Source organism: Mesorhizobium sp. WSM4887 (assembly GCF_029625865.1).
Classification (GTDB): Bacteria; Pseudomonadota; Alphaproteobacteria; order Rhizobiales; family Rhizobiaceae; genus Mesorhizobium.
In genome coordinates this window covers 782,553-807,089 of the sequence record NZ_JARTVP010000002.1, presented here as the reverse complement: position 1 = coordinate 807,089, position 24,537 = coordinate 782,553, and the positions used below count along the sequence as shown (strand labels likewise).

Genomic DNA, 24,537 nt, shown 5'->3' with positions numbered 1-24,537 from the left:
GACAATGCCTTCAATGAAGATCGATGGTTTTCTGAAAGTTCCGGACATCAAGGGTCCCAGCGTGCGCGACGGCCACGAAGATGAGATCGAAGTCCATGGCGTCGACTACAAGATGATCGCGCCTTACGATCCCAATTCGCTCTCGCGCCGCGGGCGCGTATCCTTGGGGATGATCAAGTTCACCAAGCATTACGACAAGGCGTCGCCTTACCTGAAGAAGGCGCTGTTCGACAACAAGGCGCTCGACGAAGTGGTGTTTTCGGCGCGCCGCACCATCGACGGCGAGACCAGCGATTATCTGGTGGTGACGCTCACCGACGCTTCGATCATGGAATACGACATGAAGCAGGCCGATGACGAGGCCGACCTGATCGAGGAAGAAGTGAGCTTCGCCTACAAGAAGATCAAATTCGTCTACGACAAGGACGACGAGATCGAAATGGATGTCTATGTCGGCAAGTGAGGCCAAAAGGCCCGGCGCAAGGGCGCAGCTCGCCGGCAGTTCGCGAGCAAAGCGCGAGGCGGTCCAGCCCTCCCTCTGGGACCGCCTCATCAACGACCTGCCCGGGCTGACGTCGGAGATCGAGGGGCTGCGTCGCCTGCTGGAAGAAGAACTCGGCGCCGAGCGCGTCGAGGCTCTTCTTGCCGGCAGCGCACGCACCATCGATGCCGATGCGGAACTCACCCCCGACCAAAAGCGGCGCCTGCACCGTCTGGTGTTCCAGGCCGAACATCGCGCCGAGATCGAAAGCCGCGGCGTGGTGGTGTCGGCGCGGGTGCTCAGGGAAGCCGTCCGGCGCGACATCGAAGCCTTGTTCAACACCGAGCGCTTCGAGTCCGTTCCGATGCTTTCCGATGCCGAGCACGAACAGCCCCTGGACGAGCTGCCGTCGCTTGCCGACTTTCCGGAGGTGCGCCGCAGCGTCGTGAACTACGGCGTGCCGTCCTTCTCCGGCCGCTCCTCGCGGGACTTCGACCGCGATACCCTGGCGCGCGAGATCCGCGCGGTGCTCGCCACCTTCGAGCCGCGGCTCAAGGAAAGCGCCACGACGGTCAATGTCACCCTTGGCGACAAGAGCGTCGGCCTGAAGATCGAGATCGACGCCGTGCTGATCATGACGCCGACGCCGGAGCGCATGCGGCTGCGCACCACGATCAATCTCGACAACGGCCTGGCGCGAACCGAATTCCGGGAGACCTGAGATGGATCGGGTCTTCGTCGAATATTACGAAGAAGAACTGACCCATATCCGGGCGCTCGCGGCCGAATTCGCCGATATGCATCCGGCAGTCGCCCGCAATCTTTCCCTCGACACCGTTCCCTGCCCGGACCCCTATGTCGAACGGCTGCTCGACGGCGTGGCCTTCCTTGCCGCGCGCACGCGGCTGAAGGTCGACGCCGAGCGCTCGCGCTTCTCGCGCGCCGTGCTCGACGTGCTTTACCCGGACCTGGTCACCCCGGCGCCGGCAACGGCGATGGCGGTGCTGAAACCCGGCCAGCAAGTGCAGTCGATGATCGCCGGTCATACAGTCGCGCGCGGCACACGACTGGTCTCCAGCCTGCATCCGGGGCTGTCGACGCGGTCAACCTTCAGCACCGCGCAAGAGATCACGCTATGGCCGATCGCGATCACCTCCGTCAGCTATTTCCAGGATCGCAGCGCGCTGGCTGCCGCCGGCATCGGCCCAGTCGCCGGCGCGCGCGGCGAGGCAGCGCTGCGCGTCGCGCTTGCGCGCACCGGAAAGGGCAAGCTCAGCGAGCTGTCGCTCGACCGTCTCGATCTCTATTTCGCCGGTCGCACCAAGGCGCCGCTCCTGTTCGACGCGATCTTCGGGGCCTGCTCGGCCGTCGGCGCGCGGGCGGAAGGAAAGACCAATCCGCTATCGGCGTTGCCCGAGCCCGAGATGGTCGGCATCCGCGACGACGAGGCGCTGATGCCCCGCACCCGCCCGACCTTCGAGGGCTACCGCCTGCTGCGCGAATATTTCATGGTCCCCGAACGCTTCCACTATGTGCGGGTCGCCGGCCTGCAGCCGGTGGTGCGCAGATGCGAGGCGGGGATGGAGATCATCTTCCTGTTCCGCCGCCCGGTGCCCGAGCTCGCCGACGTTGCGCCGGCCGATTTCGAGCTCTTCGTGACGCCGCTGATCAATCTCTTCGAGCGCGAATGCAACGTCATCGAGATCGATCCGCGCAGGACAAGGCAAGTGCTGCATGCCGATCGAACCAGAGCGCGCGATTTCGAGATCTTCCGCGTCACCCGAGTGGAGGATGCCGACGCGGAGGGCAGCGAGGCCGAGATTCCCGAGCTTTTCAGCCTGGGGCAGAACCGCGGCAGCGGCTGGGTGTATTCGACCGAGCGGCGCCCTCGCAGGGCCACCGAAGATGAGCGTCGCGACGGCCTGACTCGCACCTCCTACACGGGAGACGACGTTTTCCTCTCGGTGTCGCGCCCGGCCGGCAGCCCGGCCAACCGGCCGCTCAAGCGCCTCGACATCATGGCGCTTTGCACCAATCGCGACCTGCCGATCCTCGACGACACACCGACACTGACGCTAGAGACGGCGGACCCGGTGGAGACCGTCAGGCTGCTCGGCGCGCTGCGGCCGCCCCAGCCGTCGATCCCGGCGTCGCTGCCGGCGGGCGCCGAAGGCGAATCCCGCGCCGACAATCTTGCCTGGCGGCTGGTGGCGCAGCTCTCGCTCAACTTCTTGAGTCTCGCCAAGGAAGGCCGCGGCGTCGATCCGCTGCACGCGCTGCTCGATCTTTATGCCGACCGCGGCGACCCGAGCCTCGCCCGCAACGTGCATTCGATCACCCGCATCGACTCGCGCCCGGTGATCGAGCGGCTCAAGATCGACGGGCCGATGTGCTTCGGGCGGGGCACGGAAGTGACGCTGCATGTCGACCAGTCGGTGCTGGCGGGGCAAAGCACGCTTTTGCTTTCGGCCCTGCTGGCGCGGCTGTTTGCCCGCCATGCCGGGATAAACGGTTTCGTGCGGACACGCACGCGGCTGCTGCAGAAGCAGGAGGATGTGCCATGGCCGATGACGCCCGGCAATCGCTACCTGATCTAGCGCGGCCCGCCCTGAGCGAAGCCGTCTCAGACGGAATCGGGGCGTTGTCGGAAAGCTTTGACTTCTTCGAGCTTCTGCGCCGGCTGGAGCAGAGGGGCGGGCTGTTCGGCTATTCCGGCCAGGCCAATCGCGAGCCGGCGCGGCTCGGCCAGCATGTCCGCCTGAGCTTCTCGGCCAGGGACGTGATGAAATTCCAGGAGGCGGGCGAAAAGGCTCCGGCGCGGGTGACCGTCGCCAATCTCGGACTGCTCGGGCCCGAAGGGCCGATGCCGCTGCATCTGACGCGCTGGGTGCTCGACCGGCTGTCGCAGCGCTGGTTCACCGGCACGCAAGCGGAGCAGACCAGCGACACAACCTTCGTCGACTTCGTCAACATCCTGCAGCACCGGATGATCGCGCTTTACTACCGCGCCTGGGCCGACGCACATCCGGCGGTGCAGGTCGAGCGCTCGATCGGCGGACGCGTCCGCGCCATGCTGGAAGCAATGTCGGGGATCGGCCTTCCCGGCACCCAGGATGCCGAACTCGACGCTGTGCGGCTGCGCCAGGCCGGATCGCTGGCCAGCCAGGTCGACGGTCCGGAACGGCTCACCTTGTTTCTTGCCACGGCCTTCAAGGTGCCGGTCGAGATCAAGGAATTCGTCGCTTCCTGGATCACCATACCGGCGGCACTGCAGAGCCGCGTCGGCAAGGCCTATGCGGCGCTCGGGCGCGGGGCGACGATCGGCCCGCGCGTCTTCAGCCGCCAGAGCCGGATCGAGTTGCGCGTCGGCCCGCTCGATCTCGACGACTTCAAGTCCTTCCTGCCTGGAGAGCGGCGCCTCGCCCTCTTCAAGAAAGCGGTGCGCGACATGATCGGCGAAGCGCTGGATGTCGATTTGCGCATCGTGCTTGCGCGCGACGCCGTGCCGCCGCCGAAGATCGGCACCGTCCAGCTCGGCCGAACCTCCTGGCTTGCTCGCCCCGCCGAGAAGGGAGACGCCGACGATCTCAAGCTCCGCACTGTCGTCGGCTGGCGGCCGGAAATGGCGGAGGCGGCCGCATGAGCCTGCTGCTGACGCTGGAACAAGGCCCGCGCTCCCAGGTGGTCAGGCAGACCCGGCTGGACGAAGGCGAGCTGGTGATCGGGCGCAGCGCCGATGCCGGCTGGCAGATCGACGATCCGGACATGTTCGTGTCGCGCGCCCATTGCAAGATCAGCGGCGGCCGCGACGGCTACTTCGTCACCGATACATCGAGCAGCGGGCTGTTCATCGACGATTCCGACAGCCCGCTCGGCACCGGCAGGTCGGCACGGCTGCAAAGCGGCATGCGTTTGAGACTGGGCGACTACGTGCTCTATGTCGAGGTCCAGCCAAGCGCGAGCCAGACTTCGGTCGGTGAGGCCGCCAACCATTCCGCCGCCGCCTGGTTGGCGCCTCAGCAGCGATCTTCGCCCAGCATCGGCGGCGACGATTTCTTTTCGGCCAAGGTCGAGGAGGAGCCGCGGCGGCCGCGGCCGGCCGATCTGCCGGACCCGTTCGAGCAGCCTGTGCCCGGCGCGTATGACCGCGCCTCGAACCAGCGCAGTTCGCCCGCCTTCGACGACCCATTCAGCCTCGACCCGGTGGCGACACCGGCCTCGGACGACGACTCGGCAACTGGCCGGTCCGATCCGTTCGGCTTCGGCGACATGCCCGCGCGCGGCGATACGGCGCAGCCGGCGCCGAAACCGACCGGCTTCGACGACTTCGGCTTCGGCCCAGCCGCGACGCCTGCCTCCGCCAACGGCGCGCATACGGCCCGTCGCAGCGAGCAGCCGGCCGAAAAGCCGCAGGTCGCTCCTCCGCGGGACTTGCCGGCGCGCACGCCCGAGCCGCCTCCCCCGCCGCGCCCCGCTCCCGCGCCCAGGCCGTCCCGTGCAGTTCAGCCTGTGCCCGGCGATATGGCGCTGCGCGCCGCCTTCCTGCGCGGCATGGGGGTCGAGGAGGCCGATTTTCTCGGGCGCGACGCGATCGCCGAGATGGAAAAATTCGGGCGCGAGTACCGGCTGATGCTAGACGGGCTGATGCAGCTTCTGCGCAAGCGCGCCGAGGAAAAGGGCAGCGCGCGCGTTGCCCAGACGGTGGTCGGCGCCTCCGAGGTCAACCCGCTCAAATTCCTGCCGACGGTCGAGGATGTCATCGTCACCATAATCTCGGAGCGCAGCCCCGGCTTCCTCTCCGGCGAGGCGGCGATCGGCGATGCGGTGAAGGATCTCGCGCAGCACCACGTGCGCGCCTGGCGCGGCGTTCAGGCAGCGCTGCGGCGCATGATCGACCGGTTCGATCCGGCGACGATCGAGGAAGAGCTGAAATCCAATTCCGCGATCGGCAACCTGCTTGCGGGCGGCCGCAACGCCAAGCTGTGGGAGCTTTACCAGAAACGCCATCGCGACATCGCCCAAAGCGCGGAATCGAGTTTCCTGGGCGAGATCGGCGCAGACTTCAGGGATGCATACGAAGAGGAGTAGGACATGATCGATCGACGCGAATTCATCGTTGCCCTCGGCGCGACGGGGCTGCTTGCGGCTTGCCAGAGCGGCCCGCCGAAACCATCGGTTATCTCGGTCAACGTGACCGGTGGCGCCGGCATGAATCCGGGACCCGGCGGCGGCGATCGACCGGTGACTGTGCTGGTGATGCGGCTTGCCAGCACCGGCAAGTTCAATTCGGCCGATTATTTCGCGCTGCAGGGCGATGCGGGGTCCGCACTTGGGGCCGACCTTATCGGATCCGATTCGATCTCCGTCGCACCGGGCAAGACGGCGGCCAAGACCATCACGGTCGAACCGAACGCGACGGCGCTCGGCTTCGTCGCGCTGATCCGCGAACCCGGCGGACGCAACTGGCGCACGACCAAGTCGGTGTCGGCGGGATCGAAATTCACCATCAACGTCACGCTAGGCGGCGGCGGTATTTCCGCCTGACGGCGAGACAGAAGTTGGCAGTGCAGAGAGCAGCGGCATGAGCGACGCAAACAGGGTGCTATGGTCCGAGGGGCTCTTCCTGAGAACCCAGCATTTCCAGCAGCAGGACCGGTTCTTCGAGGCGATGGTGCGGGGCGCGCTGCAGGCCGGCCAGCTCCATACGTTCGGCTTCCAGCAGCTGACGCTCGATCAATCGCTGCTCGATGCAGGCCAGGTTTCTATCGTGTCCGCCCGGGGTATTTTCCCCGACGGCACGCCCTTCTCCATCCCGGAAATGATGGACGCGCCGAAACCGCTGCCGGTCACGGCCGATACCGGCGCCGGGCCGGTGCTGGTCGCGCTGCCGCTCGAGCCGCCCGGCGGCGTCGGTTTCGACCCGGCGCATGCCGCGTCGACCGGCGCGCGCTATCACGGCAGGATCGTGTCGGTGCGCGATTCCGTGCAGGGCGGCGCCGACCCGGAAGAGATCGAGATCGCCCGGCCGCAAGCGGTGCTGCTTGCGCCCGGCAAATCGGTCGGCGGCTATACCGCGCTGCCAGTCGCCGACATCAAGGGCGTGCGGGCCGACGGCGGCGTCTCGCTCGACGAGAGCTTCCTGCCGCCGACGCTGATCACAGGCGCCGTCGCCTGGTATCGGCAATTGCTGCAGGAGGTCGTCACCGGTCTCGACCAGATCGCCGAAGCGCATGGCAAGATGGTGATGGGAGGGCCCGGCCGCAGCGTCGAGGACCTGCTGATGCTCCACCTTGCCAATGCGGCCAAGCCGCGGCTCGCCCACATGCTGGCGCAAGATGTCTTCCATCCGGCCGAGCTCTATCTCGAGCTCGCCGGCCTCGCCGGCGAAATGGCGACTTATGGCTCCAGCTCGCGCCGGCTCGGGGAGCTGCCGGCCTATGACCACATGGCGCCCGGCCCTGCCTATATGGCCCTGGCGGACGCCTTGCGCTCGCTGATCCTCAGCCTGCGGTATATCGAGCCGAAATCGCGCGCGCTGCCGGTCATGCGGCATGCCACCAATGTCTGGAAGGTGCGCATCGACAACCCGAAACTTCTGGTGGCCAGCCGCATCGTCATCCGCGTCGGCTCCGAACTGTCGGAAGACGCGCTGCGCAAGATCTTCGTCAACCAGGCCACCGTCGGGTCCGCCGACCAGTTCGAGGGGCTGTGGAAGTCGCGCCTGCCCGGCATTCCGCTGAAGCCGCTGCATTCGCAGCCGCGCGAGATCCCCTATGACGGCGACCGGCTGTGCCTGGAGCTGGACCAGAAGAGCGAGCATTGGGCCTCGCTGCTCGACGCCCCCGGTTTCGTCATCGGCGTTTCCGGCGTGCTGCCAAGCGAGCCGCAGGTCGACTGCTATTCGGTGAACAGGTGAGGCCATGAGCCGGGATGATCCTTTCGGACTGTCGGAGGATCGCGAACGCACGCGCATCAGGCTGACGGGCGCTTCGCCCCGGCCGATGGCGCCGCTGGCGCCGGGCGCGCCGGTGAAGCGCGCGCGCGCCCATCCCAATGTGCTGATCAATAGCTTCGCGCCGCTGCTCGAATTCGCGCCGGAGTTGGAAAGCGCGCTGGCGCCGGAGAACCCGGAAGTGCTGCGCACGCGCCTGCTCGAGGAGCTCGTGCGCGCACGCGACGCCGCGATGGCCGCGGGCTCGTCGCTGGAGCGGGCCGATCAGGCCGCCTGGGCGGTGGCGGCCTTGCTCGACGATCTCGCGCTCAACACGCCCTGGGGCGGCGCCAGCGCCTGGCCACGCCAGCCGTTGGTGGTGATGCTGCGCGGCGACGTCGATGCCGGCACGCAGTTCTTCTCGCGGCTCGACGAACTGGAGAGGCATCCGAACCGCGACCGCGAAATGCTGGAGTTGCAATATTATTGCCTGGCGCTCGGCTTCCGCGGCAAATATCGCGTGCCTGGCCGCGCCGGCGACCGCTCGCTCAATGCCGTTCGCGTGGCGGCGGCGCGCTTCCTGCGCAATGCCGACGCCGAAGATGCGCCGCTGTCGCCGAACTGGAAGGGCGTGATCGCCTCGGACGAGCCGCAGCGCTTCATCGTACCGATCTGGGTGATGGCGCTGGCGGCCGTGGTCATCGCCGCCGCTGCTTATGTCGGCCTGTCGATGGGGCTGAGCAGCCAGGCGGTCGAGCTCTCCGCCCTGGTCCGCGCTTTGCCGCCGCCCTCGCGGGGCGACGTCACCCGCGCCGCGCCCAAGGTCGACGCGCCCGAACCCGAGGCGCCGCAGCCGGAACCGGTCGATTTTGCGCTGCTGCCTGAATTCAAGGCCGAGGCGCCGGATGGTCTCAAGCCGGCGCTGAGCGGGACCGAGAGCGTGTCGCTGGCCAAGCTCGTCATCCAGTCTTCCAATCCCGAACTGTTCCAGTCGGCGCGGCCCACACTCACGCAGGGCTATGAGCCGCTGATCGAATCGATCGCCACGGTGATCCTCGCCAATCAGGAACTCATCGGGAACGTCACGGTGGTTGGCCACACCGACAATGTGCGCCTGCAGAAATCCAACCCGCTTTCGTCGAACCAGCGGCTGTCGGAAGCGCGCGCCGAGACCATAGCCAACCTTCTGGTGCAGGCCGGCGTGCCGCAGGAGCGCATTCATTCGGAAGGCCGCGCCGAGACCGATCCGGTGGCCGACAACTCGACGCGCGAGGGCCGCGCGCTCAACCGCCGCGTCGAGGTCCTGGTCGAGAAGAGGCTCTGATGTTCATCCTGCGCTTCCTCTGGGCGGTTCTCACTTCGCGCTTCCTTTGGACGCTGATCGGCATCGCGCTGCTTTCCCTGCTGATCTGGGTGTTCGGCCCGATCGTCCAGGTCGGCCCGTATGCGCCGTTCGATTCCGACAATGTGCGCATCGCCATCATCGCCGGGCTGATCATCCTGTGGCTGATCTGGCTGATCATCGCGCAGCGCCGCGCGATCCGCGCCAACCGCATGTTCGTCGCCGAGATCGCCGCGCCCGTGACGGAAAAGCAGCTCACTCCTGGCGAGGAAAGCGTTGCCGCGGTTGGCGCCAAGTTCGGCGAGGTGATGGCGGAGCTCAAGCGACGCAAGCTCGGCGGCCGCAAATTCCTGCGCGAGATGCCTTGGTATGTCATCGTCGGACCGCCGGCCACGGGCAAGACCACGGCGCTGCGACAGTCAGGCCTCAACTTCCCGATCGATCTCACCGACGATCTGCAGGGCGTCGGCGGCACGCGCAACTGCGACTGGTTCTTCTCGGAGAATGCGGTGCTGATCGACACCGCCGGCCGTTATGTCCAACAGGAGAGCCAGCCGGATGTCGACGCGACGGAATGGCTGGGTTTCCTCGATCTTCTCAAGAAGCATCGTGGCCGCCGCGCGCTCAACGGCGTCATCGTCGCGCTGTCGATCGATGCGCTTTCGGAAGGGGACGAAGCCATCAAGGCGCATGGCCGCAAGATCCGCCGCCGGCTGGCGGAGCTGAACGACCGCCTCGAAATCCGCCTTCCCGTCTACCTGATGCTGACCAAGGCCGACCTGATCAAGGGGTTCGAGGCCTTCTTCGGCGGTCTCTCGACCGCCGCCCGCGAGCAGGTATGGGGGACGACCTTTCCGCTCGATGCCCGGATCGATGCCAAGACCGTCGAAAGAGAGCTCGCCGCGCTTGCCACGGAGCTGGAGCGGCGGCTGGTGCCGCGTCTGGAGGACGAGGACAAGCTCGGATCGCGCGCGGAAATCTTCCGTTTCCCGGCCCAGCTCGCCAGCCTCTCCGAGCCGATCCAGGTGCTGATCGAGGCAATGTTCGGCGAAAGCCGCTACGAGGAAGCCGCCTGGCTGCGCGGCCTCTATCTGACCTCGGCGACACAGGAAGGCGCGCCGATCGACCGGCTGACGGCGGCGCTGTCCTCCTCCTTCGGGCTGCCGCCGCGTCGCGCGATGCTGGCGCCGCGCGTCGAGAAGCGCAGCTTCTTCCTGCGCAATCTCCTGACCGAGGTCATCTTCAAGGAAGCGGGTCTCGGCACCTTCGACCCGTTAGCGCAGCGCCGCCGCGCCTGGATCTGGCGCGGCGCGGCTGCGGCTTGCGCGCTTGCCGCCCTTCTGGCGGGCGGACTGTTCACCTGGTCCTATCTCGACAATCGCAACGCGATCACCGAGCAGGCCGGCCAGTTCGAGGCGCTGCAGGCGCCGCTGACCGACGTCTCCGCCACGCCGGCTTCGGTGGAGCAGCCGACGATGGATGGGGCGCTGGCCGCGATGGATGCGGTAGCGACGGCGCGCACCGCACCGCCGGATGCTGTCCACAATTTGCTCGGCCCGACCGCTTCGGCCGAGCTCGTGCGCGCCCAGACCGACACTTACGACCACGCGCTGCGCAATGTGCTCGAGCCACACATGGTGGCGCTGCTCGAGGCCACGATGTGGCGACAGATCCGCGATCCGGATTTCATGCTCGGCGCGCTGAAGACCTATCGCATGATGACCGGCCTGTCGCAGATGGACACCGACTTCGTGCAGAACTGGTGGGTGAACAGTCTGCCGGAATTCGCGCCCGCCCCGCCCTTCCCGACCGCCGACGCCGAACAGCACCAGCTTGCCGCGATCCGCCGCATGGCGGTCGACGACAGCTACATCGCCCCGGACAAGGAGCTGGTGGCCGAGGCGCTGAAGACGGTGTGCACCATCTCGCTGCCGGAGCGCGCCTACAAGCAGTTGCTCGCGGATCCGGAAGTGGCAGCCGTCAAGGAATGGGTGCCGGCCAATTTCGCCGGCCCGAACGGCGCCAAAGTGTTCGCGCGCCGCTCCGCCAAGACGCTGCGCGTCGGCGTTCCCGGCGCCTACACCTATGCCGGCTTCCACGACGCCGTTCTCGATCGCGTCGAGGATGTGGCGGCGCAGGCGGCGCTCGATCGCGCGGTGTTTGCCGGCGGCTGCTCGGAGAATGCCGAGACCTCGGTCTCGGCGCTGTCCGAGGACATTCTGAAGCTCTACTACGACGACTACATTTCGCAGTGGGACAGCTTCCTGCGCGACATGCGGCTGGCGCCGCTGACCGACCTCAATGTCGCAAGCGAAAATCTCAAGGACCTTTCGAGCGCCGATTCCGCGCTGAAACGCCTCCTCACCGCCGTCGTGCAGGAACTCGATCTCACCCGTTCCGACGAAGCGCCGGCTGACAACAAGAACGGCGCCGCCGCCAAGAGCGGCTCGAAGCTGCTCTCCAAGCTCGGCAAACTCGGCAAGGTGGTGAAGACGGGAGCGAAATTACTGCCGCGCGCGGGCTCGGCCGAGCAGGTCGACATGACCGGCAGCCTGGTGGCCGAACACTTCAAGCCGCTCAAAGGCACGATCGCCGAGGTAGACGGCCAGCCGCCGGCGCTCGACGCAGCCGTGGTGGCGCTGACGGCGCTGTCCAATGTGCTGCAGACCGTGTCGGCCAACCCCGACCCGCAGGACGCCATCAAGAAGCAGGGCGGCCTGGCCGAGCTGACGGGGGCGGTCGCAAGACAGGCGCAGATCCTGCCTTCGCCGATCAACGACTGGCTGGGCGGGATTGCCGGCGACACCAGCGGCCTGTCGCAGAAGGCGGTCACCAACGAGCTCAATGCCATCTGGCGCGCCGACATCCTGCCCTTCTGCCAGGCTGCGCTCAACAACCGCTATCCGTTCAGCCCGGACAGCGCGGTCGACGTCAATGTGCGCGACTTCCAGCGCCTCTTCGGCCCCGCCGGCCTGATCGACGCCTTCATCAACGACCATCTGATCAACTATGTCGACACCGCCAGCCAGCCGTGGAAATGGCGCGCCGATTTCGGCCTCGACGCGGCCGCGCTGGCGGCGTTCGAGCAGGCACGGCACATCCGCGACGACCTGTTTCCCGGCGGCACCGGCCCGGTGATGAACTTCACGCTGGAGCCAAAGGACCTGTCGCCCAACGTGGCGCGGGTGACGCTCAACCTCGATGGCCAGAACCTCGTCTACTACAACAACGCGACCCGGCCGCAGCCGATGACATGGCCCGGCAAGGACGGCACCGGCGTGATCTCGCTTGCGTTCCAGCCGGTCGACGGCTCACCCGAGGTGATGCTCAACGAGACCGGCAGCTGGGCGTGGCTGAGGATGCTGCGCAGCGGCAAGTTCGCCGGAACCAACCTTTCCGACGTCTATAGCCTGCGCCTCGGCGCGAAAGGCATGTATGCCGATTTCGAGCTCAAGGCGGCCAGCGTCGAGAACCCCTACACACTCGAGATGTTCAAGAAGTTCACATGTCCGCCGCAGATATGAGCACCGGCTTCTACGGCAAGATACCCGCCACCGGCGATTTCGTGACGCGGCGGCTGCCGGGCGATTTCGTGCGCGTCTGGGATCGCTGGCTGGCGCAGCAGATCGTCCCGCTGTTTGGCCACGATGCGTGGCAGACGGACACTGCGTTGCGCTTTCTCGCCGGCCCCGCCTCGTTCGGCGCCTCGGCCGGCGTCATCGTGCAGAGCGCCGACAAGGTCGGCCGACAGTTCCCGCTCAGCGTCGTCGCACGGCTTGCCGAGGCGCCGCTCAGGCTGGCCTATTCGGATGCCTGGTTCGACCGCATCGAGGAAGCGGCCTTCGCCGCGCAACGGGGCGAACTGACGCCCGACGAACTGGATGCCGCGCTGGTCAACCTGCCGGCTCCGTTTGTCGATGGCCAAAGCGATGCCATCGGCGACCTCGTCATGTGGACGGCGCACACAGACATTTTCGACGTCGATCCACAGGCGCCGCAGCCGACACTCGAGCAGATCTTCGCCGCGAGTTGGGAGACCGCGCCTGTCCTACCGTCAGCCTCTGTCGATTGAGGAGGATGACCAATGTGGCTTTTGTCGAACCACACGCCGTTCGCAGTGGAGCGCAACTGGACCCGCGATGAGCGCGGTCATGAGGTCTGGCTGGTAGCGATCAAGGGTTCGTTCGAAATCGATCCGGACGGCAAGCAGACATTGCTGAAAGACCAGACGCCGGTGACCAAGGCTCCGCTTTTTGGCGCGGATGCCAACGAACTCCTGGACGAAAGCGATTTCAACATCGAGAAGAAGCACACCGACGTGCTCATCGATGGGCATGTCTGCGCGCCTGAAGGCCAGCCTAGCCCGGAAGTGATCGCGCGTATCAAGATCGGCGACCTCGACAAGGCCATCAGGGTCATCGGCGACCGTGTCTTCGTGCCTGGCCCGGTTTCAGTTCGCACGACTCGGCCACAGCCTTTCTCCGAAATGCCGATCAGTTGGCGGCGGACGTATGGCGGCACGGATATGGAGGCGTCGAGGCCGGACTGGGACGAGCGTAATCCACTCGGCACCGGCTTTAGTGCCAATCCGCAAAGGCTTGTCGGCAAGACGGCGCCGAACTTCGAATATCCGGATGCGCCCTATCGCGATCATCGCAGCGGCAGGCCGGCTGCCTTCGGCCCGGTGGCACGGCACTGGCAGCCACGAGCGAAACACGCGGGTACATATGGCGATGCATGGGTAAAGACGCGAGACCCGCTCTTGCCGCTTGACTTCGACCGTCGCTACTACCAATGCGCGCCTGAAGATCAACAAACGAAGGCGCCGCTCATCGGATACGAAGACGTGCGTCTCGGCAACTTCACAACAGACGGCTTCTGGCAGTTCCTGCTACCGCGTGTGACCTTCGTCGTCACCACCGAGTTCTACGGCCGGCCAGATCGAAAACATGATGAGGCGACGATCCACACTTTGCGCATCAACCCAGATCTCAGGCAGTTTTCGATCACCTGGATGTCGACGCTGCCGGTGCCCTTTGACGAAGAGCGTTTGAAGAACACGACGGTGCGGATCAAGCGGCGGAGCGGTGTATCGCCGACTGTCGCTGCCACCGGTGTGTGGCTGGTGGACGATTTCTGATGGCTAAGGGGCAAACCATCGTGGTGGCCGGCGTCGGCGCGCGTACACCCCTCGGTTTCGACGCGGCATCAAGCGCGGCGGCAGTGCGGGCCGGCCTTTCGGCCATCCAGGACCACCCTTACATGGTCGACCGGTTCGGCGAATTGATGAAGGTGACGAGAGACAGCGGCATCGACATAATGCTCAATGGGCCGGACCGCGCCGTTGAAATCGCCTTTGCGCCGGCGATGGATGCACTGCAGCCGTTGCTCGCGGCGGCGCCATCGACGGAAGTGTCGCTGATCCTCTCGACCGGAGAATCTCGCCCCGGCCAACCGGAGGGCTTCACCGTTCAGGTCAATTCCAAGCTGCGCAATCGGCTTTCGCAGCATGTGATCCTGGAAGGCGGCGGATCTACCGCGGGCGGGCATGCCGGTGGCCTGCTCGCGATCTATCACAGCTGCAAACTGCTGCGCGACGGCAAGGTCAAGTTTTGCCTCGTAGGAGGGGTCGACACCTATCTGGAGCCGGAAACCCTCGAATGGCTGGACGAGACTGAACAGTTGCATTCTGAAGGCAATATCTACGGCTTCTGCCCCGGCGAGGCGGCGGGCTTCTGTCTATTGACCACGTTGGCCAACGCCCGCGCCATTGGCTTGCAGCCACAGCTGGAGATCGTCGCGGCATCGACCGCGAGCGAAGAAAGCCGGATCAAGACTGAAACGGTAGTGCTTGGCGAAGGCCTGGGCGCGGCGTTCGGGACTCTGTTCGAGGATGCGCCAGCCGACCTGGTCGACCGCATCATCTGCGACATGAACGGCGAACGCTATCGCGGAAACGAATACGGCTTTGCCGTCATCCGTAATCCGGGCCGCTTCAGGAACGCCGCCGATTTCGAAACCCCAGCTGACTGCTGGGGCGATGTCGGCGCGGCCTCCGGGCCGCTGTTCGTAAGCCTCGTCATCGAGGCGCAAGCCCGTAACTATCAGAAAGGGCCTTTGTCGCTGATCTGGGCGAGTTCGGAAAATGGTGCCCGTTCGGCGATCCTGCTCGGCTCGCCCTGACGGCTGGACCGGCCATGGGACGTCGCGGTGACTACTGAACGTTGGGTACCGCCATCCAGTTCGATCCCGGTGAAAAGCGGTGCAGCCATGCGTCGGTGGCGCCCGCATTGGATATGAAGCCGTCGCCGGCCAGCGGACCGACCACGTCTAGGATGTATCCGTCCATCACCTCGGCCATGCGTTGGTAGACAAGCACCTTTTTGGCCAGCCGGTTGCGGTCGAGCGCATCCGGTTCGTTACCTAGCACGAATACTGTGGCGTGCCGCTGGTCAAACACCGTTACATCAGGATCGGCGCGCAGGTCTTCAGTGCGCGCAGCGACATTAAGATCGTCCCTGAAAGGGGAGCCCAGCGCATTCAGCCAACACGGCGATTTCAACTCGCTTCGCATCCTGAAGGGCGTGAGATCGAGCATATCGATATCGATGCCCCAGAAGCGTCGCGCCTTGGCATAGATTTCGGTGAAAGCCTCGTCCTTCTTGTCTCTTGCGAAGGCGAAGACCGGCCCACCATGCCCGGAAAAGACGTCTATGCGATCCACCAGTCTCCGCAGAAGCCCAGCCAATTGCCCGGTCGCGAAATCGAGAGGAAGGAGAAAGCGGACATACCAGGCCAGCCCCTGCTTCCTTCGCTTGAGCGCCTCGATGTTCAGGTTGAATGTTCCCTGCGCATCGTCAATCTCGCAACCATCCCAGAGCTGTGCCTCAACGGATCGGCCCTCGCTTATACGCTTTCGCGCCGCTTCGAAGAAGCTGTAGGGCGCGCGCCCGACCGTGCGCGCTGATTGCGTAAGGATCGGATTCGCGACCTGCGACCAGAATGGCAATTCGGCGATCTTGAACAGCCTGATGCGGTCCTTAGGACAGACCGCGCGGTAGAGATCGAGAATCCAGTCGAAATCGTCGACTGTCAGTCTTTTTGGATAGATCACCACCTCAAACAGGACCTTGTTGAGGGGCGCATCGCCGACGATGCTCGATTTCAGAAGCGCGTCGGGAAACCCCGGTGAAGGTTTTCCCGGATCACTGACTGTCTTCATCGTCGGTATCCGCCCCTTCGCGCTCGACATCAATGGAGTGCCTCAGCGACTTTAGGAACTCGGTGAGGTATTCGTCGAAATCGCGGTATTCGCGCGTCAGCTTGCCGTCCTCATATTCCTTGAACGTCGCCTGTCCACCTGATGCCGGCGGCCACATGAAGAGATAGTTGTTGGTGTCCTCGCCCAGCACGACAGCGACTGCGTCCTCGGCCGGGTTCTCATCGCCAAAGTCCTCAAAGACCTCCCAGACCATTTCGAGCGTTTCCTCGAACCAGTCCTCGCGGCTTCCCCTGGTCCCCAAAATAGCGGCATCGCCGTCGAAGTCGGTCCAGCCGTCGTGCATCAAGAGGAATGCGCGATAGGAGGGCTCGATGGGAAAGCCGCACTTCTTCTCGAAGCGGGCTATGTCGTTTTCAGTCGCCGGCTCCGCCGGCGGATCGGTCATGTCCTCATCAAGCGTCAGCCTGTCGAGCTCGCGCTTGGCCTCCAGAAGCGCGGCCACCAGTTCCGCGCGCTTTTTCTCGTTCAGCATGATGGCTCCATCAACAGCAGTCTCCTCGCACTCCGGTATGCTGGTCGGGGCCGCTTGTTTTCAAATCGCTCATCGCGCCGCCGATCCATTTGTTCGGCCGGCGCGACATCCAGCGCAGATTGGAACCGCGTGTCGGATGGCCGTTGTGCTGGATTTCCTGGACGTGGTCCGGACTGAACAGCTTGTATTTCGGCCGGGTGCTTTCGGCCTTTTCCTTCAGCTTCTTCTTGCAGCCGGGCGAAACGTCGTGGAAGCCCATATCCTCGGGCTTGCCTTCGCCACCCGGGCCCTTGCCCAGCCTGGCGTAGCGCTTGATCGACTTGCAGACGTTGTTGCCTGAGTTTCTCGTGCCGGCGCCATCGGGCCCGTATCTCTTGCCAGCCTGCTTGACATCGGTGAACTCCGAGCTCTTTCTGCCTTTCAAAGCGTCATTGTATGCCTTGATCTTGGCGCAAATCTCTTCGAGCTCGCACTTGTCGTACTCCTTGCGCGGCCGCCCGGATTTCGTCTTTCCTTTCGGCGCTCCATCGCACAGGATCACCAGCACAGTGCCTTCGGTCTTGCTGCGCGGGTCGATATTGCCGCCGAGATCGACCGTGTTCTTGTCATTGTGGAACTTCTTGTCGGTATGACGGCAGGCATTCTGGCCGTCCATTTTCACGTCGAAGGAATAGGTGATCCAGTCCGTCGCCTTCATGTTGACGTTGGACTTCACGCCGCCGACAGTGCCGGGTTCGTCGCCATTGCTGCGGCTGTAGTGAGACCCCTTGATGGCAATCATCTTGCCCTTGGCAAAGACCGTCGTCGTGCCGTCGGAGAGCGATGACTGTTCGGCGATATTGGGGTAAGGAAGCGGAACCGGCCCACCCGGACTTGGCGTCTTGCAGACGTCCGGTATCGTCGCCATCGACAGGCCGACAGTGCCCTTGTAGGTCAGGCCGAGATTGTTGACGGAGATGTGTGATGGCATCGCCTTACAACCCCTTTGCCCATTCTTTTACCCGTTCCGCCACCGGCAGATAGGGCGGGCTGTCGTCGAAATGCGTTGCGAATGCATCGCCCAACACTTCCGGCTCGACGGAGAACAGCTGGTCCTCAGAGCGCGCCTGCGGAAACAGTTCAAGAAAAGCGGCCCCCGCCGACGCGGCCAGAGATGGCGCGCGCATCTGGTGGATTAGCCAATGCAGCAAGGTGCGGTCTCCCAGCATGCCGGCGCCGCGCACCGCCACCGCTGCCGTCTCAGGCGATTTCAGCAGCCCGCCCATCCAGGCCCGCACATCCTTATCGGGCGCTGCCTTGACCGCGGCCCGCAGCGCCCTCATGGCGTCAGGACCTCCACCAACCGCCACCTTGCGTAGCTCGGCACTTGCCAGGTCGCCGGAACCAAGTTCCGTCAAAGCCCACGCGGCCCAGAACCGGGGCTGCCCTTGGCCATCCTCAAGAGCTGCGCGCAATTCCTCGACCAGGTCGGTTCGCCGCAGCTTGCCGGCCAGACGGAGGCTGGCGGCGCGGACGCGGGCATCGGGATCGCGCACGAGCCGCGATAGCATCTGCTTGGGATCGACACCGTGCCCAAGGCAGGCCGAGATGCCCAGAAAGCGCTTGAACGCGTCCTGCGCGCTGATCCAATGGCGCACCTCGGCAGCGATTGCCTGTGGCTTGTGCCAAGCCAGCGCGCCAATCAGACCGCATGCGTCATCTTCGCTTTGACGGCCGAGCTCGACAGCTTCGGCCAGACGGCGGCTCTCACTCTGCTCGATCGCCATCCAGGCGTAGAGGAACAGTTCGCCCTTGTCGGGGAAGTCCTCATAAGCGGCGACGACGATCGGCCAGGCGGCCGAGCCGGCGATGCGCAGACCATCGAGATTGGCTTCGAGACGGCCGTCGACCATGGCGACGACGGCAAGATTCGGCGGATCGGCCTGCATCAGCGTGTCGCGCTTCGCCCAGAAGAACGCGGCCTGTTCAGCGTGCTGCCTGACGATGCCGGCGACGATCGGCCGTTCCGGCTTGCCTTCAGCGGTCTGATTGCGGGTTGCAGCCATGTCAATTGAGGTCGATCGAGCCGCCACGGATTCGGTTGGCGGCACTTGCATGGCTGGTGACGTAGGTGCCGCGAATGGTGATGCGGCCATCCTTTTCCATGAGGATCGTCGCCTTGCCGCAGCGCAGCTCAATACGCTCGTCGCCGATGATGCGAACACGCTCGCCGTCGCGCAGGATTTGCGGCGCGGCGGTCTTGCGCGCCGGCTCGACGATGCGGCCGACAATCAGCGGCTTCATCGCATTGCCTTCCTGGAACAGCAAGGCAACCTCTTGCCCGATCATGTCGGCCGCCAGTTCGGTCAGGCTATGCGCAGGCAAAGCGGCTTCTTCCGGGTTGCCGGGGAACACCACCAGCGGCGAAGCGGCATCATCGAAACCGAGGAAGATGCCGATCACCACGCCATCGATGCGTTCGCGCAAGTTGCTCATCGCCACCCCCTCAGTTCTCGCTGATCTTCGAGGCTTTCATGACTATATCGCTCGATGCCTTGATGGTGATCTTGCCCGATCCCTTGATCGAGATGTCCTTGCCCTCAATTCCGATCGAACCGTCCTTCTTCATCATGATCTTAGCCGATCCGGTCTGGATTAGGATCTCGTCGCCGGCATTAATCACCAGCTTCTTGCCGACATTGATCGAACTGTCCTCTCCAACTTTGATCGAACTGCTCTTCCCAATGCCCAGCGAATGAGCGCCTCCGATGTTCGTCGAGTCATCCGCTCCGATACTGGCACTGCGTGCCGCGCCGACATTGAATGACTGGGCGCTCCCAATTGTCACGCTTTGATCCGCGCCGACATTGACGGTCTGCGCCGCACCGATGTCCCAACTGTCGGCGGCGCCAATACTGTGGCTTTGATTGATCCCAACGCTCACCGACCGCGACGCGCCAATCGTATTAGTCTGCGAAGCGCCCACGGTCCTCGCTTCAGCCGCCCCCACGGTATCGACGCGCGCCGCACCCACCGTCACCGCCTGCACTAGGCCAACCGTCTGCGAGTGGTTGGCGTCGATATTCTCCGTCGAATTCGCCACGACATGGATGGTCTCATTCGCATGGACCGTTAGCTTACGGTTCGCGCCCACCGTTTCGGTGTCGTTGCTGCCGATGTTGGTGGTCTGGTCGACGCCGATCTTGACCGTCTTGTTGTTGCCGACGTCCTCGTCGAGGTTGTGGCCGACGGAGTGCTTAGCGTCGTGGTCGATGCGGTCGGACTGGTCGTGCTGGACCAGCTTGTTGCGGTCGTGCTTGATCAGCAGGTGGTGGTCTTTCTGCGCCTGGAAATTGACCAGCTCGGAGCCGGCCTTGTCCTCGAACATCAGCTCATTGTAACCGCCGCCGCCCTTCGAGGAATTGGACTTCCAGCCGGATTGCGTGGCATTGCCCGGCAGCCCGTAGGGCGGCATCTGCGAGGCGTTGTAGACCCGGCCAGTGATGATGGGCAGATCCGGGTCGCCTTCGATGAAGTCGACGATCACCTCCTGGCCGATGCGCGGGATCTGGATAAAGCCCCAGCCGCTGCCGGCCCAGGTCTGCGACACGCGCACGAAGCAGGAAGAGTTCTGGTCCTTCTTGCCGAGGCGGTCCCAGTGGAACTGCACCTTCACGCGCGCATATTTGTCGGTGAAGATTTCCTCGCCCGAGGGGCCTACCACCGTCGCTGTCTGTGGGCCGCGCATGATCGGCCGCGGGGTGATGCGCGGCGGCCGGTAGGGCAATTTGGCGGGCGCCACGCCGAGCACCACCTTGAAATTCTCGCTATGGGCCTCGTTCTGGGTCCGGTAGCCCGGATCGAACAGCCGGTACTCGGCGCTGATCACCAGATAGTCCTGGTTCTGGTCGTCGCGCGGAAAGCTTTCCAGCTTGAACTTGCAGCCAGAGAAGAGGCCGCGCACGGTGCCCACCGCCGTGCTGCGCTGGTGCACGGCCTGAAGCTCCTCGCGGCGAATTCCCGCAATCGTGTCGCCTCGCCCGACATCGAGATGCGCGCCGGGCTGGCGATAGTTTTCGCCCGCGGCCTCCTTGTGGCTGAACGGCTGGGCGGACTTCGCCATCAAATCCGCGCCGGGCTTCTCGAAATCAAAGTCGGTGTGGGCATAGGCACCCGGCCGCACCGCGCTGCCGGGAATCCATTCGGTGATGTATTCGACGTCGCGTCGCGAGCCCTGGCCCTCGAAATTGTAGAGCACCTTGTCGTAGCCGGGTGCCGGCTTCAGCTTGCTCATCGCGTCGCAGAGCACCAGGGTATGCTTGCCCTCGTCATGCTCGAAGAAGTAGAAGATGCCCTCGTGCTCGAGCAGCCGCTGCACGAAATCCAGATCGCTTTCGTCATACTGGACGCAATATTCGCGCTGCGGATAAGACCCTTGCAGCCGCTTCTCGAATTTCGCGATGCCGTATTTCGAGAAGATTTTCTCGACGATCTCGACCGCCGTCATATTTTGAAAGATGCGGCAATCGGTGGTGTTGCCGAGGAACCAGAGCCATGGCCTGACCATCGCCTCATAAAAGCCGAGCCTGTCCTCGATGCGGATGAGCTTGAATTCCGACACAAGCCCGCTGAACCAGCGTTTCGGATCGGATTCGCCCTCGACCGAAACGACGCCGCCCAGCATCTTCAGCGGATCGACGTCGTGGCTTTTGGAGACGAAGCCGACCGTATAGGCGAAACAACGGCTGATCTCGTCGCGCCCGACGAGATGGGTGAAGGTCAGCACATCGCCGCCAACGGGCGTCTGCACAACCGTGGCGCGTTCGTTCGGCATGGGTCGTGCCCCTCCTGGACGCGGCCGCCAGTATGATGGATTAAAGCTCCCGCTATGTTAACCGCATCACGTTCGGGAACTTTTCGCACCCACCGCACCGGACCGTTTTCAGCCTAGCACATGTTTGGTGGCGGCCAAACAACAGCTGTGGCTAAACCCGCCAAGCGCCGGTGTGAAACGCTCCTCTCCCGCCGCGCTCGCAAGCTGCTAGAATGCCAGAGCAATTCTCGGAACATCGCATAGCGATTTTCCGTTCGGAGTTGCGTGAAGAATAAGCATTTGTTGACCAAGTTCGGCGACGCTTCCGGATGTTCATCTCGCTCCAGATCAGCAATGTCGACAGGCTGCCATCCGGCGCCGCCGCGAGCTACGCCGCCCGCGACCGCAGTTTCGAGATCGGGCGCGAGAATTGCGACTGGACGCTTTCGGATCCGGACAAGATCATCTCGGGCCGGCATTGCGAAGTCCGCTTCCAGGCGGGCGGCTTCTGGCTTTACGACATCTCGCGCAACGGCACTTTCGTCAACGGCTCCAGCCAGCGCATGGCCGGTCCGCACCGGCTGGCGCATGGCGATCGGATGCTGATCGGCCGCTATGTCGTTGCGGTCTCAATTGACGAGGAAGGCGCCGCCGCCGGCCAACCGCGAACCCGGCCCGCGTCGACGCAACGCGAACTGCCGCCATCGACGGGCAGACCGCTGGAGCTCGGCAAAGAGCCCTTCTTCAGTCGGACGGAACAGCGGCCCGGGACGGGAGCGGCATCGACCTCTTCGGCGCTGCGGCCGCCCCCAGCGCCGGCAAAGCCGGGTAGCCAGCCGGCGGGAACCGATATGCTGCTGCAGGATATCGCGAAGGCGGCCGGCATTTCGCCCGACCTGCTTCAATCGCGCGATCCGCATGAGGTGGCCGCCGAGATCGGCAGCGTGCTCAGAATCACGGTCGAGCAACTGTCGCTGTTGCTCAAGGCGCGCGCGGCGGCCAAGGTGCTGGCCAAGAGCGCCAACCGCACGATGATCGGCGCCGAGAACAACAACCCGCTGAAATTCGTTCCGGGCACCGACGACATACTGGAGATCATGTTCGCCAAACGCCGGACCGGCTATCTCGACGCCGCGCACAGCGTCGAGGACGCCTTCCGGGACCTCAAGACGCACGAATTGGCCACTTACGCCGCCATGCAGGCGGCGCTTTCCAGACTGCTCGACGACCTGTCGCCGGAGGCCATCGCCAGGAAGCTGCCGCCGGCCTCCTTCTCATCCAAGAAGAGCCAGGCGTGGGATGCCCTCGTCGCCACCTGGCGGACGATGGAGGAGAAGCATGAAAACGGCATGCTCGACGTCTTCCTGGCCTATTTCAGCGAAGCCTACGCCAAGGCCAGCAAGCAGAAGTAGTGGACCCGGGGCTATGTGACGGGTCTCACAGAAGAAAGCGCTGCTTCGAGCATCCTGCTTTCCGATTTCAATCAGCTGCCTGTACGGTTAGGATAACGTACGGAAGCTTGCCTGGCGGGCAAAGCGGCGTGGCTTGGGGCGTGTGCAGCAATGTCATGTTTCGGCGAGATGAGCCTTTCCATCCGGCCCGCCCCCAAAGCTCGGCATGAAAAGCCGGGAGCCGACCTCATTTCCCGGCAAGGAAATGTTCGCCGCGCCGCGACGGTGGATCGCCGATGAGTTCGAAGGACGATCCCTTCCGGCCGGCGGACAAGACCGTCATCCGAGCGCCACGGCCTAGGCAACGCTCGCCCGCGGCTCCCGCGAGTTCCTCGTCGGCTGGCGCTGAGCCCGCTGCGACACCCACCAGGGAATCGACGGTTTTCGACCCCGGCGTCGGCCGGCGGATGCCGACAGGCTGGTCCTCCGGAACCGTGGTCGTTCAAAACCCGGTTCCCGGGGCTGCCGCTGCAGCGGCGGCGCCCGCGTTGCAACAGGAAATCCTGCTTAGTGCCGCGGATGGCGTGAATTACGCCGCGGCAAATCCAATCCTCGCGGCCGCGGCGCCCTTGCTGATGCTGTTCAGCCAGTTGCGGCTGATGCCGGTCGAGCGGCAGGCGGCCCCTTTGGCAGAGCACATCACCGAAGCGATCGAGACATTCGAGCGGGAGATGGCGAAAGCCGGCATCGCCGGGGAAGACGCGCGGATTGCTAAATTTGCTCTATGCGAGACCGCCGACGATCTGGTCGGCAACCTGCCCTGGCCGAAGGACGAGGGCTGGATCGGGCACAGCCTGGTGGCGCGGTTCTTCCACACAAAGCCCACCGGGGGAGCCGGTTTCTACGAAGCGCTGAACAATATCCTGGCCCGGCCGGAGGGTCATCACGACCTCCTCGAACTGATGCATGCCTGCCTGTCGCTCGGGTTCGAGGGCCAGTATCGTGGGAGGGTCGGCGAACGGGACGCGCTCGAACGCGTCCGGCGCGACGTCTACGACACGATCCGCTATTTTCAACCGCGCGCCGGGGACGACATCTCGCCCCATTGGCAAGGCATGGCGGCGGCGCTGTCAAAGCCCCGGGCGCGGTTGCCGCTATGGGCGGTCGCGGCCGCCGCGGCGACGCTGGTGACGGCGGCCTTCTTCGGGCTACGGATCCTGATCACCGACGAGGGCGACGCAACAGCCGTCGAATTGCTGGCGCTCAATCCCTCGACGCCGGTCACCATCGAGCGCGCGAGCGTCGCTCCGGTTGCCGAGCCGGCTGTAGCCGCTCCGCCGGAAGCCACCCCGCCGCCGCCTGCCGTTCCCACCGTAACCCAGATCGACCGCATACGCGCCGCGCTCGCCAGCGAAATCGCCGGCGGCGGGCTGACGGTCGGCACCAAGGGCAACTTCATCGTGGTCGAAATCAGCAACCAGCTCTTGTTCACGCCCGGGCAAGCCGAGCTGAAGCCGGAGTTCCAGCCCATCGCCGCGGACATCGCCACGGCTCTCGATGCCGAGCCCGGACCAATATGGATCGTCGGCCACACCGACAATGTGAAGCCGAAGAAGTCGAGCCAGTTCAAATCGAACTTCGATCTTTCCGTCGCGCGCGCCAAAGCCGTCCAGTCAATGGTGGCAAACGAGCTCAAAGACCCATCGCGGGTCGCGGTCGACGGCAAGGGCGAGGACGAACCGATCGCCGACAATGCGACGGCGGACGGCCGCGCCAAAAACCGCCGCGTCGACGTGATGATCCCGAAGGAGGAGACGTTGTGAGCGCGCGCGGCGGGGAGCGGCAC

The 24,537-nt window shown here is 64.7% G+C and carries 20 protein-coding genes; 14 read left to right on the top strand and 6 right to left on the bottom strand.

What is annotated here, in order from left to right; translation table 11 throughout:
* Positions 1-13: 13 nt before the first annotated feature.
* The 12 genes from P9230_RS12235 to P9230_RS12180 are packed head-to-tail and all read left to right on the top strand — an operon-like array spanning position 14 to position 14,937.
* Complete coding sequence (locus P9230_RS12235) at positions 14-463, top strand: Hcp family type VI secretion system effector (RefSeq protein WP_170950255.1); 450 nt, start codon at positions 14-16, stop codon at positions 461-463.
* Complete coding sequence (gene tssE, locus P9230_RS12230) at positions 450-1,202, top strand: type VI secretion system baseplate subunit TssE (RefSeq protein WP_067327620.1); 753 nt, start codon at positions 450-452, stop codon at positions 1,200-1,202. Before P9230_RS12235 ends, tssE begins: the two co-directional genes overlap by 14 nt.
* Position 1,203: 1 nt before the next feature.
* On the top strand, positions 1,204-3,078 hold the full coding sequence (gene tssF, locus P9230_RS12225) for a type VI secretion system baseplate subunit TssF (RefSeq protein ID WP_278119202.1): 1,875 nt from the start codon (positions 1,204-1,206) through the stop codon (positions 3,076-3,078).
* The gene (tssG, locus tag P9230_RS12220) at positions 3,042-4,124 is read left to right on the top strand and encodes a type VI secretion system baseplate subunit TssG (protein ID WP_067327614.1); all 1,083 of its coding nucleotides are present in this window, start codon (positions 3,042-3,044) and stop codon (positions 4,122-4,124) included. The genes tssF and tssG overlap by 37 nt, the downstream gene beginning before the upstream one ends.
* Positions 4,121-5,569 carry a type VI secretion system-associated FHA domain protein TagH gene (gene tagH, locus P9230_RS12215; protein WP_278119199.1) on the top strand — a complete coding sequence of 483 codons (1,449 nt, stop codon included), beginning with the start codon at positions 4,121-4,123 and terminating at the stop codon, positions 5,567-5,569. Before tssG ends, tagH (P9230_RS12215) begins: the two co-directional genes overlap by 4 nt.
* Positions 5,570-5,572: 3 nt before the next feature.
* The gene (gene tssJ / locus P9230_RS12210) at positions 5,573-6,025 is read left to right on the top strand and encodes a type VI secretion system lipoprotein TssJ (RefSeq protein WP_066989071.1); all 453 of its coding nucleotides are present in this window, start codon (positions 5,573-5,575) and stop codon (positions 6,023-6,025) included.
* 37 nt (positions 6,026-6,062) lie between these two features.
* Complete coding sequence (tssK, locus tag P9230_RS12205) at positions 6,063-7,397, top strand: type VI secretion system baseplate subunit TssK (protein WP_067327608.1); 1,335 nt, start codon at positions 6,063-6,065, stop codon at positions 7,395-7,397.
* 4 nt (positions 7,398-7,401) lie between these two features.
* Positions 7,402-8,736, top strand: coding sequence for a type VI secretion system protein TssL, long form (gene tssL / locus P9230_RS12200; protein WP_278119197.1), 1,335 nt, complete (start codon positions 7,402-7,404; stop codon positions 8,734-8,736).
* Complete coding sequence (tssM, locus tag P9230_RS12195) at positions 8,736-12,278, top strand: type VI secretion system membrane subunit TssM (RefSeq protein ID WP_278119195.1); 3,543 nt, start codon at positions 8,736-8,738, stop codon at positions 12,276-12,278. The genes tssL (P9230_RS12200) and tssM overlap by 1 nt, the downstream gene beginning before the upstream one ends.
* The gene (gene tagF / locus P9230_RS12190; protein WP_278119193.1) at positions 12,260-12,826 is read left to right on the top strand and encodes a type VI secretion system-associated protein TagF; all 567 of its coding nucleotides are present in this window, start codon (positions 12,260-12,262) and stop codon (positions 12,824-12,826) included. The genes tssM and tagF overlap by 19 nt, the downstream gene beginning before the upstream one ends.
* Before the next feature lie 12 nt (positions 12,827-12,838).
* Positions 12,839-13,894: a DUF2169 domain-containing protein gene (locus tag P9230_RS12185; protein ID WP_095801008.1), complete on the top strand. Its 1,056-nt coding sequence runs from the start codon at positions 12,839-12,841 to the stop codon at positions 13,892-13,894.
* Entirely contained in the window at positions 13,894-14,937 is a 1,044-nt protein-coding gene (locus P9230_RS12180) for a beta-ketoacyl synthase N-terminal-like domain-containing protein (protein WP_095801009.1), read from the top strand. The genes P9230_RS12185 and P9230_RS12180 overlap by 1 nt, the downstream gene beginning before the upstream one ends.
* Positions 14,938-14,968: 31 nt before the next feature.
* Here the strand turns inward: P9230_RS12180 and P9230_RS12175 are convergent, their stop codons facing one another.
* The 6 genes from P9230_RS12175 to tssI are packed head-to-tail and all read right to left on the bottom strand — an operon-like array spanning position 14,969 to position 21,321.
* Positions 14,969-15,976: a type VI immunity family protein gene (locus P9230_RS12175; RefSeq protein ID WP_278119190.1), complete on the bottom strand. Its 1,008-nt coding sequence runs from the start codon at positions 15,974-15,976 to the stop codon at positions 14,969-14,971.
* Positions 15,960-16,508 (bottom strand): SMI1/KNR4 family protein, encoded by a 549-nt coding sequence (locus P9230_RS12170; RefSeq protein ID WP_095801011.1) that lies wholly within the window; start codon positions 16,506-16,508, stop codon positions 15,960-15,962. The genes P9230_RS12175 and P9230_RS12170 overlap by 17 nt, the downstream gene beginning before the upstream one ends.
* A gap of 10 nt (positions 16,509-16,518) precedes the next feature.
* On the bottom strand, positions 16,519-17,478 hold the full coding sequence (locus P9230_RS12165; RefSeq protein ID WP_095801012.1) for a DUF4150 domain-containing protein: 960 nt from the start codon (positions 17,476-17,478) through the stop codon (positions 16,519-16,521).
* A 4-nt stretch (positions 17,479-17,482) separates the two neighbouring features.
* A complete protein-coding gene (locus P9230_RS12160; protein ID WP_278119186.1) occupies positions 17,483-18,553 on the bottom strand; it encodes a HEAT repeat domain-containing protein in 1,071 nt (356 codons plus the stop codon).
* Between the two features lies 1 nt (position 18,554).
* Positions 18,555-18,983, bottom strand: a complete 429-nt coding sequence (locus P9230_RS12155; protein WP_095801013.1) for a DUF6484 domain-containing protein — start codon at positions 18,981-18,983, stop codon at positions 18,555-18,557.
* 10 nt (positions 18,984-18,993) lie between these two features.
* Positions 18,994-21,321, bottom strand: coding sequence for a type VI secretion system tip protein TssI/VgrG (gene tssI / locus P9230_RS12150; protein WP_278119183.1), 2,328 nt, complete (start codon positions 21,319-21,321; stop codon positions 18,994-18,996).
* Between the two features lie 308 nt (positions 21,322-21,629).
* On the opposite strand from tssI, the gene tagH (P9230_RS12145) reads away from it, so the two are divergent.
* Positions 21,630-22,712 (top strand): type VI secretion system-associated FHA domain protein TagH, encoded by a 1,083-nt coding sequence (gene tagH / locus P9230_RS12145; RefSeq protein WP_127240055.1) that lies wholly within the window; start codon positions 21,630-21,632, stop codon positions 22,710-22,712.
* A gap of 527 nt (positions 22,713-23,239) precedes the next feature.
* On the top strand, positions 23,240-24,514 hold the full coding sequence (gene tssL / locus P9230_RS12140) for a type VI secretion system protein TssL, long form (RefSeq protein WP_347403996.1): 1,275 nt from the start codon (positions 23,240-23,242) through the stop codon (positions 24,512-24,514).
* The last annotated feature ends 23 nt before the right edge of the window (positions 24,515-24,537 follow it).